Raw genomic sequence first — 12,949 nt, forward strand, 5'->3', positions numbered from 1 at the left:
AAAAAACAAAAAAGGAAATCCCCTTTATTCAACGACCATTAGTGTATATGGAGAAAAACATCGCATTATTGGGTTAATCTGTATTAATTTTTATGCAGATACGCCTTTTTCGGAAGTATTTCCTGTTTTCAAAATGTTAGATAAAACAGCAGGTTCTATAATGAATGAAAATTTTGCAGTTGATGTAGATACCTTAATTGAAGAAGCCTACTCTGAAGCATTTCATCAGGTGATGTCTGATGAAAGAATATCTAACAATCTTAAAAATAAAGAAATAGTAGGGGTTTTGTATGAACAAGGGATTTTTGGTTTAAAGGATGCTGTAATAAAGGTATCTCAATTAATGGAGGTAAGCAAAAATACGGTATATATGCATTTAAGAGCATTTAAGCAAAAAGAAGATGATGGGTCAAGGTGAAAAGCTTTGACCTAGGATTTATCTAAAGAAGGAATATGAATGGACTTTATACAGTCTATCCATAGTCCTTCTTTTTAATTGTTTAATAAGTGAATTATAAGAAAATTGACTGAAATATAATAATGTGAACTTGGATTGACTGAAAAATATTTCAGTGATATAATCAGTTTGTAACTAAAACAACAAAATATTATATAAAAAGGGGAATTTATTATGCAAAAAATCAATACAACAAAGGCTCCGGCTGCTATAGGCCCATACTCACAAGCGATAATAGTAAATGGAATACTCTATACATCTGGACAAATACCCTTAGACCCTGTAAGTGGTGCCGTAGTAGAAGGTGGAATTAGGGAACAGACACATCAGGTAATGAAAAACTTACATGCTGTTTTAGAAGAGGCCAAGTCCTCCCTTGAAGATGTATTTAAAACCACTTGTTTTTTATCCGATATGGGGAACTTTGCAGCATTTAATGAAGTATATGCAGAATATTTTACTGGAAAACCGGCTCGTTCCTGCGTGGCAGTGAGGGAACTTCCAAAAGGTGTTTTGGTAGAAGTTGAAGTTATTGCCAAAGCAGAATAAAAGATAGGACAATTTATAAATAATAACAAATAGCTTTGAATAATAATAGATAAGGAAATAATATTGTCAAAACATAATTATCTATTCTAGGAGGTTGTATATGAAAAAAACGATTTTAGCATTTACATTGGTAATTATACTTTTTTTAGGGGGCTGCTTAGCTCCTTCAAAAAAGGGAGAGGTTGAAACCGAAAATACTTCATACCCACTCATCATTACAGATCAGTTGGGCAGAGAAGTTACCATCGAAGAGGAACCCGAAAGAATTGTAAGTGGATATTATATATCAACATCCCTACTCATTGCATTAGATTTACAGGATCAAATAGTTGGAATTGAAAACAAACCGGAAAAACGGCCCATATACAAACTAGCGGCTCCAAGGTTATTGCAACGCCCCAATGTAGGGACAATGAAAGAATTAAACATGGAAATGGTTTTGGAACTAGAACCGGATTTGGTTATTCTTCCCGTAAAATTAAAAGATAATATCGAAGCCTTAGAAGAACTTGGAATTAAGGTTATTGCCGTTAACCCGGAAAATAGTGACCTGATTAATGAAATGATTGCAATTATCTCGAAAGCTACCAATACTATAGACCGTGGAGACAGATTGGTTGAAGCAATCGACAGATACACAAAGAAGTTAGGCACCCTCTTAGATGGGATAGATGAAAAAACCGTGTATCTTGGGGGTAATAGCGAATTTCTAAATACCGCCGGATCTAAGATGTACCAAGATACATTAATAACCTTAGCTAGAGGAAAGAATGTAGCCACTGAGATTGAAGATTCTTATTGGGTAAATGTATCCTATGAACAATTACTCAAATGGGATCCGGATGTTATTATCCTTGCATCGGAAGCAGAGTATAGCAAGGATGACGTACTAAATGATACGGCCATAAGGGATATAAAGGCAGTTAAAAACAAGGCTGTAGAAGTCATACCAAATAATATAGAAGCTTGGGATTCCCCGGTTCCTTCTTCAGTTTTAGGTTCTTTGTGGATGGCCAGTGTCCTTTATCCCGATAAGTATTCCAATGAGGAATTCAACTTAGATGTGCAGGAATTTTATTCAACATTCTACAATATAGAAGTTAATGTCAATGAATAAAGGTCCTCGCAATGGTATTTTCGGATTTTCTGTTCTTTTAGGATTCTTATGTATCATATCCTTTAGGGTTGGAAGATATGAAATGAACACGGGGGATATATTTAGAGTTTTAACCCGAACCGCATCCCCCATGAAAATGAATGTATTTTTTAACCTTAGACTTCCACGTACCATATTAGTCATGTTAGCAGGATTTACCCTAGCTTATGTGGGGAGCATATTGCAGACGATTTTCAAAAACCCCCTAGCGGCACCGGAAATCATAGGGGTAAGTTCCGGGGCAAGTGCAGGGGCTGCATTTTCTATTGTAGCTCTTGGTGGTGGATTTTATGTCACTATGGCATCAGCATTTATTGGGGCAATTCTTGCTCTAGGTATGTCCCTTTTGATTGCATCTAAATCCAATCAAAAAAGCCTGGCAAGTTTTGTATTAAGCGGTATTGCAGTCAATGCCCTTGCACAATCGGCTATCATGTTTCTAAAGATGGCAGCGGACCCGGAAAGGCAGCTGGCATCGATTGAGTTTTGGATGATGGGAGGTTTCAATACCATAACTGCCTCTAAGGTTAGGCTGGTTATACCAATAACCCTAATAGCACTATTCTTTCTTATATTATACAGACGTCAAATTGAGATATTATCACTAAAAGATGATGAAGCTAGAGCCTTAGGTGTAAATATAAAAAGAATTCGCCCCATCATCTTAATGTTATGCAGTATTGCAGTTGCTTCCATTGTCTCGGTTAGTGGCTTAGTTAGTTTTATCGGTTTAATAGGGCCCCATCTTTCTCGGTTAATCGTAAAACGTAATTCAAGTAGGGTGTGGATGATATCTGGGCTTATAGGAAGCTCTTTGCTGCTGATATCAGATATAATTGCAAGAAGTATTTCTGCTAGTGAAATTCCAATTAGTATTTGCACAAGCTTCATTGGTGCTCCTGTTTTAATTTATTTAATGATGAGAAAGGAGCATCTTGTATGAGAAATGAGCTTGAAATAAGGAACCTAGATGTATTTTATAAAAAAAGGCATATTGTAAAAAACATAGGCCTAACCATGGGCACAAAAGAATTCAATGCCCTCTTAGGAAGGAATGGATGTGGAAAGACAACCCTATTAAAAGGGATTCTTGGACTTATAAAAACAGAAGGAAATATACTGCTTAATGGTGCATCCATTCCAACCCTTGGGGTCAAGGAAAAAGCAAAAAGTATTGGATATATCTCACAACGAACGGATGTAACCTATTCTATTGGAGTTAAGGACTTAATACTAATGGGATTAAATCCACATCTAGGAACCTTTGAGCAAATTGATAAACACCAAGAATTAAAAGTGATAGATATTGCAAAAGAATTAGGTATAGAAAAATTTTTGAATAAAGATTATTTGACCTTAAGTGAGGGGCAAAAGCAACTTGTAATCATTGCTAGGGCTATCGTACAAGATGCCAGTCTTTTATTGCTAGATGAACCAGATAGCGCAATGGACTTCGTAGTAAGACATATCATCCTTCAAAAACTAAAAGAAATATTAATCCTTCATAATAAGATGGCATTAATAACCATGCATGATCCTAATTTCGCCCTATCCTATTGTGATAATATCTTTCTAATGAAGGATGGAGGCTTATTAGAAACCATCCGTGTTAAGGAAGATGGTATTAAGGAAATAAAAAGAAAGCTTAGACTTATTTATGGGGAAATCGACTTAATCGAATATAAAGGAAGTTTTTATATGGTGAAAGCATGAAAAAAAACAAACAAGCATTTGATGTAAGTTGCATTATTATGGCCAGTGGGGCCAGTACTAGGTTCGGCGATAACAAATTATTAGCAGATTTTCATGGAAGAACTCTAGTTGAACGGGTACTAGATCAAATTCCCTTTGATTTATTCAAAGAAGTAATACTAGTAACCAGATATATAGAAATTAGGGAACTTGCTAAAAATTATCCTGTTGTTTGTATTTTGCATGACTTTCCTAGACAGCGGGATACCATACGAGTAGGTATGGAGCATATTACCAATACCAAGGGGTGTATGCTTGTTACTTGTGACCAGCCCCTAAGAACCATAGATTCTTTAAGGAAGATGTACCATATGTTTAATCAGCATCCGACTTCGGTGGTGAGACTTGGGTATCATGACTTGGTTGGCAATCCAGTGTTGTTTCCAAATCGATATTATGAAGAACTAAAAAATTTAATGCCTGGGCAAAGAGGTTTGGATGTAATCAAAGCCCATAAGGAGAACATAGTTATTGTACAAGCAAATAATAAATACGAATTGGCGGATGTGGATACCCCTTACGACTTAATGAATTTATTAAACATCCCTGATTAGAAAGGACATAATGATGTATCTAATAGGAAATGGAAAAGTATTTACTAGAGATCCCAAGGTGCCCTATATTCCGAGGGGTGGAGTCTTCTTTGAAGGTAATCTAATTAGAGAAGTAGGTACCTTTGAAGCATTAAAGGAAAAATACCCCCAGGCAAAAATCATAGATGCAAAGAACCAAGTGATTATGCCAGGACTTATAAATGTTCATAATCATATCTATTCCTCATTGGCTAGAGGATTAAGTATCAAAAATCACAACCCAAAAAATTTTTTAGATATCCTTGAGGGTTTATGGTGGAATTTAGACAATCACCTAACCTTAGAAAATGATAGAATTAGTGCCCAGGTAACGTTTTTAAATTGTATAGAAAACGGTGTGACTACGGTCTTTGACCACCATGCTAGCTACAAAAAAACAAAAGGCAGCCTAATGGAATTGGCCCAAATTGCAAAAGAATACAAAATTCGCGCCTGTCTTTGTTATGAGGTAAGTGATCGAAATGGTCAAGAAGAAATGAAGAAAGCAGTAAAGGAAAATGTGGATTTCATAAATTATGCAAATAAAGATACCTCTGACATGATAAAAGGTATCATGGGCCTTCATGCCAGCTTTACCCTAAGCGATGAAACCCTTAGGTATGTGGTAGAACAAAACCCAGAAAATGCAGGATACCATGTGCATATAGCAGAAGGAATGGATGATGTGGAGGATAGTCTTACAAAGTACGGCGTTCGTACTGTGGAACGGTTAAACTCCATGGGTATCCTTGGACCTAAGACGGTGGCAGGTCATTGTATCTATGTTGAGGATAAAGAGTTAGATATTCTAAAAGAAACGGACACCATGGTGGTTCATAATCCCGAAAGTAATATGGGAAATGCCGTTGGTGCCCCGGATGTACTGAAGATTTTTGCTAAAGGAGTATCAGTAGGGCTTGGAACCGATGGGTATACCAACGATATGATAGAAAGCTACAAGGTAGCCAATATCCTTCAAAAGCATCTACACAAAGATCCAAATTGTGCCTGGGGCGAAATTCCAACCATGTTATTTGAAAATAACGCTAAAATTGCTAATCGTTTCTTTGCAACCCCTTTAGGAAAAATCAAAGAAGGGTACGGGGCAGATATTATATTCGTGGATTATGACCCTCTAACTCCGATGGACGAAAACAACCTAAATTCTCATATTTTATTTGGAATGAATGGTTCTTTGGTCACAACTACCATTTGTAACGGTGAGATTCTTATGAAAGATAGAAAGCTTCTTCATATAAATAAGGAAGAAGTAATGAAGGAAAGCAGAAAACAAGCAAAGGATTTATGGCAAAGGATTAATGACAAACGATAATGCTAGAGAGGACTGGGAAAATGAGTGATGTAATGGTACAGATACCTTTTCATAAAATTATGGAAAGAATTATGTTTGAAAAAGAAAAATACAATACTGTTTTTGGGGTGGGCAATCTTTACACCCATGATGGAAATAGGGAATTAAATTTATTTGGAAACCCATTAGAAAATCCTTTTGGACCGGCAGCCGGACCCCACACACAATTGGCTCAAAACTTAGTTGCAGCCTATGTAGGGGGGAGTAGATTCTTCGAACTTAAAACTGTTCAAATATTAGACGGCCACGATTTACATGTGGACAAGCCCTGTATCCGTGCAGATGATGAAGCTTATAACGTAGAGTGGTCTACAGAGTTGTATGTATCTCAAGCCATCGAAGAGTATATCAAAGGTTATTATGCAATTAAACTTATTTCAAAAGAATATGGATTCGGGGATCCTGACAAGTTCATTTTCAATACATCCGTTGGGTACAACTTAGAAGGAATCAAGTCAAAGAAAATCGATGATTTTATAGAAGGGTTAAAGGATGCTAGGGATACTGAAGCCTGGAGAGAATGTGAAACATGGGCTCTTAATAATGTGGATGAATTCAAAAACATTGATGAAGAGTATATTAAATCTATTTCATCAAAGATTTGCAACTCCATTACTTTGTCCACCATGCATGGCTGCCCCAGTGACGAAATCGAAGGAATCATTACCCATTTATTAATTAGTAAAAAGATTAATACCTATCTAAAATGCAATCCAACCTTGTTAGGTTATGATTTTGTAAGGAAAACTATGGACGATATGGGCTATGACTACATGATCTTTGAAAAAGGCGGTTTTGAAAGCGATTTACAATACCCAGATGCTGTTATTTTAATTAAAAAAATGCAGGAACTTGCTAGGGAAAATGGCTTGACCTTCGGAGTTAAGCTATCTAATACCTTCCATGTAAAGGTGAAAAAGAATGAACTACCTGGGGAAGATATGTATATGTCAGGCAAGGCATTGTATCCATTGACCATCAATCTAGCGGCAAAGTTAGCAAAGGATTTCGATGGCAGATTGCCCATGTCCTTTTCCGGAGGGGCCGATGCTAATAATATTCAAAAAATATTTGATACTGGAATATGGCCAATTACAGTGGCGACTATCTTGTTAAAACCAACCGGATACAATGTGATAAAAAAGCTTGCAACTCTTTTAGATGCATGTCATTTTCCATTAGATCAAGTAGTTAATGTATCTAAGTTAGAAGAACTTGCAAAAGAAGCAATCTCTGATAAAAACTATAGAAAATCAGAAGTGTCCCGCAAGAAAATCTTAGTATCGTTTGACGAAAATAAAAATGTAAGAATGGAATGTAAGGTAACCTGCGGAAGCTGCGTAAATGTATGCCCAAATCGTGCTAACACTACCTTAATGGTAGAAGGTGTAAAACGTATGCTTCATATTGATGATTATTGTAATGAATGCGGAAATTGTTATATATTCTGCCCGGATAAATGTACACCATATAAAGATAGGCTGACATTGTTTTCAGGAAAAAAAGAATTAAAAGAAAGTACAAATCAGGGCTTTGCGATGATAGAAGACTTGGTAGTATATAGGTACAACGGGGAAGTAAAAGAATGTGAACTAAAGGATGCCCCACAGATTATACAAAGTTTTGTACAAGCAATCAAAGAACAACAGCCTTACCTGTAAACAACGCATCTTATATTTTATATTAGGTGGGCTATTGGCAACTTAGTATTTTGTAGTGTTTTATCTACAGATTTTTGCAAGAATTGGGAGGATGATAGGCTTGAAGATAATAAAAAATGGTATCTTAGTAAGTCCTGAGGGGACATATAAGGCAGATATCGCCATAGAAGATAATAAAATCAAAGAGATTGCACCCTCCATCAAGACAACTAAGAATGATGAAGTCTACGATGCTACCGACTGCTTGGTTTTTCCGGGATTCATAGATGGACATACTCATTTTGATATGTATACCGGAGTCATCAATACAGCAGATGATTTTGTTAGTGGTACAAAGGCAGCGGTAATCGGTGGTACTACAACCATTGTAGACTTTGCTACTCAAGAAAAAAATCAAACTTTAAAAGAAGCCTATGACATTTGGATGCTTAAAGCCAAAGATAAAAGCTCCTGTAACTTTAGGTTCCATATGGCAATCACCGATTGGAATGATAAAGTGAAAGAAGAAATGAATACTATGCCGAACTTGGGGGTTACTTCCTTTAAAATGTATATGGCATATGATAATCTACTTTCCAATGATAGTGAAATCTTGGAGTGTCTAAAAAAAGTAAAAGAAATTGGCGGAGTGTTGGGAGTGCATTGTGAAAATGGTGCCTTAATCAATGCATTGACTAAAGATAGAATAGAAGCTGGTGAGATGACACCAAGCGCTCACCCCAAATCTAGGCCGGACTATGTAGAAGCAGAGGCAATCAATCGTTTAGTTTATATAAGTTCTCTGGTGGATTATCCGGTTAATATTGTTCATTTAAGCTCCCGACTTGGGCTTAATGAAATAAGGAATGCTAGAAAAAGAAACCAAGAAATAACCGTGGAAACCTGTCCACAATACTTGTTTTTAGAGGATAAGCATTATGAATTGGAAAATTTCGAGGGGGCAAAGTATGTCATTTCACCACCCCTAAGAAAAGAAAAGGATAATCAGGCATTAATCGATGCCATTATCGATGGAGAAATTAATACCATAGCAACAGACCACTGCAGTTTTAATTTCAAGGAAAACAAAGAATTAGGCAGCTCAGACTTTCGTAAGATTCCTAACGGAGCTCCAGGGGTGGAACATAGGCCGCAGCTTATTTACACACATCTGGTGGATAAGGGTCTTATAGATGTTTCAAGAATGTGTGAACTCCTATCCACTAATCCCGCTAAACTTTATGGAATGTATCCTAAAAAGGGGATTCTTGAAGTGGGTAGCGATGCCGATATCGTCATTTTTTCTCCCTATTATGAAGGGATAATCACTGCCGATAATCAGCTCCAAAATGTGGATTACACCCCATATGAGGGTTTTAAGGTAAAGGGTCAGGCAAAAACTGTATTTGTTAATGGGACATTGGTTGTTAGGGGAGGTACTATTGTAAAAGAGAGACAAGGTAGATATATATACTAACTAAGGGGGACGACATAAAATGTATAACATCAAAGTAAACGGCAAGGAGTATCAAAGGGAAGAGGACAAAAAACTGTTGGATTTTTTACGCTATGACTTAGGATTAACCTCAGCAAAAGATGGGTGTAGTGAGGGGGCCTGTGGTACTTGTACGGTTATCGTAGATGGTAAAAAGGCAAAGGCTTGCATTTTTACCTTATCCAAACTGGATGGTAAATCTGTTACAACTGTAGAAGGATTAAATGATAGGGAAAAAAACGTATATGCCTATGCTTTTGGAGATACCGGGGCTGTACAATGCGGATTTTGTATTCCGGGGATGGTAATCTCTGCTAAGGCTTTATTAGATACCAATTTAGAACCTACAAAAGAAGATGTTAAAAAGGCTATTATAGGTAATATCTGCCGCTGCACGGGCTATACAAAAATCGAAGATGCTATTCTTTTATCGGCTAAGATGTTTAGAGAAAACTTGCCCATACCTGAAGAAAGGGGAAACGGTAAAGTAGGTGAACATCTAGGAAGAATTGACGCAAAGGAAAAGGTGCTGGGGACAGGAAAATATGTGGATGATATTACAGTGGAAGGCATGATTTATGCTAAGGCTCTCCGTAGCCGATACCCTAGGGCAATTGTTAAGGACATTAGACTGGATAAGGCCCTAGCCCATCAGGATTGCGTTCGCATTTTAACAGCACAGGATGTTCCATTTAATAAAACTGGTCATATAGTTCCCGACTGGGACGTGCTCATTGCCAAGGGAGATACCACGAGATATATTGGAGACGCAATTGTTTTAGTAGCCTCCACTAAAAGAGAAACCCTGGATGAAATTTTAGCCTTGGTTGAAGTGGATTATGAGGAATTAATCCCCCTGACTAATCCTCAAGAAGCAATGAAAGAAGATGCTCCAAGACTGCATTCCAAAGGTAATATTCTTGCTAAAGAAAGGATTACTAGAGGTAATGCAGAAGAAGTAATCAAAAACTCAAAATATGTTGTTACCAATCACTACTCTGTGCCAATGACAGACCATGCATTCATGGAGCCAGAATGTGCCATTGGAATTCCAGATGGAGATGGTGTGCTCATGTACACAGCTTCTCAATCTGTATACGACGAGCAAAGGGAAATTGCCAGAATGCTAAACATTGCTCCGGAACTAGTTCGCTGTCAAACCAAATTGGTTGGGGGTGGATTTGGTGGTAAGGAGGATATGAGCGTACAACACCATGCCGCATTAATGGCTTACATCACTAAGAAACCTGTAAAAGTTAAATTCTCAAGACAAGAAAGCCTTAATATCCATACGAAACGACATGCTATGGAGATAGATATTACCACTGCCTGTGACGAAAATGGGATTATTACAGCAACTAAAGCAACTATCATTTCAGATTGCGGTGCCTATGCCAGTTTAGGCGGTCCTGTATTACAAAGAGCCTGTACTCATCTTGGAGGTCCATATAACTTCCAAAATCTAGAGGTGAATGGAATTTGTGTGTATACCAATAATGTTCCCGGTGGGGCTTTTAGAGGATTTGGCGTAACCCAAAGTTGTTTTGCCCAGGAACAAAATATCAATGAGTTAGCTGAAAAGGTAGGTATATCCCCTTGGGAATTTAGATACAAAAATGCAATCCGTCCAGGGCACGAATTACCTAATGGACAAATTGCAGGGGAAGATACAGCCTTTGTGGAGTGTTTAGAAGATGTAAAAGATGTTTTTGAATCTAATCCTTATGCAGGTATAGCAGGGGCTATGAAAAATGCGGGACTTGGAGTAGGGGTTCCGGATGTAGGGCGCAGTAATTTGAAAATAGAGAACGGAAAAGTGCATATTCTCACATCTGCAGCTTGTATCGGTCAGGGAATTGGTAATGTTATGCTTGCTATGGTTTGCGAAAGTACAGGACTAGATCCATCTCTTATCGTTCATGAACTAGCCGACACCTTAACTACCCCCAACTCAGGCACCACCACCGCTTCTCGTCAAACCTTGTTTGCAGGGGAAGCTACAAAAAGAGCTGCAAAGAAGTTAGCCGAGGTTCTAAAGACAAAGACTTTAGAGGAGCTAGAAGGTCAATTATTCGAAGGAGAATATATTGGTGTAACAGATAAAATGGGCTCTGATAAGAAAAACCCAATTAGCCATGTAGCCTATAGCTATGCTGTCCATGTAGCGATTATGGACGAAAATAAAAAAGTAATCAAAGTAGTTGCAGCCCACGATGTTGGCCGTGTAATCAATCCAAAGGCCTGCCAAGGACAAATCGAGGGTGGTGTTGTCATGGGGCTTGGATATGGTGTGAGCGAAAACTTTATTATGGAGGATGGATACGTTAAAACAAAATATGGAACCCTGGGACTTCTAAGGGCAACCCAGGCACCAGAAATAGAAGTGATTATGATTGAGAAAAACAATCCTAAGGGGCTTGCATATGGTGCAAAGGGAATCGGTGAAATCAGTTCTATTCCTACTGCTCCAGCTACAGCTCATGCGGCATACCGTGTGGATGGGCAAAGAAGATTTTCCCTACCTATTAATAAAACGGCATATAAAAAATAAATTATATCTCTTGTCATCCCGAAAGGGAGAAGGTTTTTGTTTCACTCGTGATGACTGATGGGGATACTTAATATAGATGGTACTAACAACAGGGGGTGCAGGATGATAAGCGATGTAAAAAAGGTAGGGATAGGACAGGCAGTTCCATTAGCTCTACAACATGTGGTGGCCATGGTTGTTGGATGTGTAACAGTTCCAACAATCCTTGGAACTGTGGGGGAAATCGGTAGTGACGATTTAGTTATTATGATGCAGGCCTCACTTTTATGTGCGGCCATAGCAATTCTTATTCATGCCTATGGCAGATTTGGGATTGGTTCTAATCTTCCAGTCATTATAGGGAGTGGGTTTGCATTTATTCCTACTCTTACAAGTATAGTAAAGGCAGAGGGAATATCAGGAGTATTAGGGGCACAGTTAGTAGGGGCCTTAGTTGGTATCTTGGTTGGGTTTGGGTTTAAAAAGATAAGGTTTTTATTCCCACCCATCGTGACAGCTTCCGTTGTGCTGACCGTAGGGATATCCCTATATGGTACAGCGGTCAAATATATGTCAGGGGGAGAAAACAGTGAATTTTATGGAACTCCTAAAGCATGGATTGTCGCTCTTATTACCCTGGGTTCTGTCTTGTTTTTTTCACAATTTTGCAAGGGTATTATGAAAGTATCATCTACCCTACTGGGGTTGATTGTCGGATATATTTTAGCCTTTGCCTTAGGGATGGTAGATTTTACAAGGGTAGCCAATGCAGCCTTTATTGCTCTACCTAGACCCTTTCACTTTGGTATGAGCTTTTCATTAGGCGGCATTGTATCCATGATAATCATCTTTGTGATTAACTCCATCCAAGATATCGGTCAATTTGAAGCAACTACTGCAGGAGCCTTTAACCGTAAGGCAACAGATAAAGAATTATCAGGGGGTATCATAGGAAACAATATCTCCAGTGCCCTGGGGGCAATCTTTGGGGGAACTCCCAATGCGACTTGTGGACAAAATGTAGGTATTGTAGTAACGACCAATGTAACAGAAAAAATTGTATTTACAGTGGCGGCAGTAATAATTATGGTAACTGCTCTGATACCAAAGCTGGCAGGAATATTTTTAACCATACCCCTCCCAGTCCTTGGAGGTGCTACAATTACAGTATTTGGAAGTATAGCCATGACAGGAGTTAGAATGCTCTCTAATGCTGGACTAACTCAAAGAAATCTATCCATAGCAGGGCTTTCTGTTGCTCTGGCAGTTGGATTATCTAGAACCCCAGGAGCATTCGAAATGTGTCCCGAAGTGATAAAAATAATCTTTGGGGGAAGCGAAATAGTTATCGTGGCATTGATGGCAATCATATTAAACCTTATTTTACCAAAAGATAAATAATGATATAAGAATCTAATTAATAATA

At 38.0% G+C, this 12,949-nt stretch carries 11 protein-coding genes; all 11 read left to right on the plus strand.

The features are described 5' to 3' along the window. Nucleotides 1–418 (plus strand): hypothetical protein (locus GX308_01210; protein NLK20709.1); only part of this gene is annotated, 418 nt, incomplete at its 5' end. Nucleotides 419–631: 213 nt separating this feature from the next. Beyond that, the gene (locus GX308_01215; protein ID NLK20710.1) at nucleotides 632–1,006 is read left to right on the plus strand and encodes a RidA family protein; all 375 of its coding nucleotides are present in this window, start codon (nucleotides 632–634) and stop codon (nucleotides 1,004–1,006) included. Nucleotides 1,007–1,106: 100 nt separating this feature from the next. Next, nucleotides 1,107–2,123, plus strand: a complete 1,017-nt coding sequence (locus GX308_01220; protein NLK20711.1) for an ABC transporter substrate-binding protein — start codon at nucleotides 1,107–1,109, stop codon at nucleotides 2,121–2,123. After that, nucleotides 2,116–3,105 (plus strand): iron ABC transporter permease, encoded by a 990-nt coding sequence (locus GX308_01225; protein NLK20712.1) that lies wholly within the window; start codon nucleotides 2,116–2,118, stop codon nucleotides 3,103–3,105. The genes GX308_01220 and GX308_01225 overlap by 8 nt, the downstream gene beginning before the upstream one ends. Further along, the gene (locus GX308_01230) at nucleotides 3,102–3,875 is read left to right on the plus strand and encodes an ABC transporter ATP-binding protein (protein ID NLK20713.1); all 774 of its coding nucleotides are present in this window, start codon (nucleotides 3,102–3,104) and stop codon (nucleotides 3,873–3,875) included. Before GX308_01225 ends, GX308_01230 begins: the two co-directional genes overlap by 4 nt. Then, the gene (locus GX308_01235) at nucleotides 3,872–4,468 is read left to right on the plus strand and encodes a nucleotidyltransferase family protein (GenBank protein ID NLK20714.1); all 597 of its coding nucleotides are present in this window, start codon (nucleotides 3,872–3,874) and stop codon (nucleotides 4,466–4,468) included. Before GX308_01230 ends, GX308_01235 begins: the two co-directional genes overlap by 4 nt. Before the next feature lie 13 nt (nucleotides 4,469–4,481). After that, nucleotides 4,482–5,819, plus strand: a complete 1,338-nt coding sequence (ssnA, locus tag GX308_01240) for a putative aminohydrolase SsnA (protein ID NLK20715.1) — start codon at nucleotides 4,482–4,484, stop codon at nucleotides 5,817–5,819. Between the two features lie 20 nt (nucleotides 5,820–5,839). Beyond that, nucleotides 5,840–7,519 carry a selenate reductase gene (locus GX308_01245; GenBank protein NLK20716.1) on the plus strand — a complete coding sequence of 560 codons (1,680 nt, stop codon included), beginning with the start codon at nucleotides 5,840–5,842 and terminating at the stop codon, nucleotides 7,517–7,519. Between the two features lie 91 nt (nucleotides 7,520–7,610). Next, entirely contained in the window at nucleotides 7,611–8,975 is a 1,365-nt protein-coding gene (gene hydA, locus GX308_01250) for a dihydropyrimidinase (protein ID NLK20717.1), read from the plus strand. A gap of 19 nt (nucleotides 8,976–8,994) precedes the next feature. After that, nucleotides 8,995–11,544 (plus strand): selenium-dependent xanthine dehydrogenase, encoded by a 2,550-nt coding sequence (gene xdh, locus GX308_01255; protein NLK20718.1) that lies wholly within the window; start codon nucleotides 8,995–8,997, stop codon nucleotides 11,542–11,544. 102 nt (nucleotides 11,545–11,646) lie between these two features. Then, nucleotides 11,647–12,924, plus strand: coding sequence for a purine/pyrimidine permease (locus GX308_01260; protein ID NLK20719.1), 1,278 nt, complete (start codon nucleotides 11,647–11,649; stop codon nucleotides 12,922–12,924). Nucleotides 12,925–12,949: the final 25 nt, after the last annotated feature.

It is taken from the genome of Candidatus Epulonipiscium sp. (assembly GCA_012519205.1).
Taxonomy (GTDB): domain Bacteria; phylum Bacillota; class Clostridia; order Lachnospirales; family Defluviitaleaceae; genus JAAYQR01.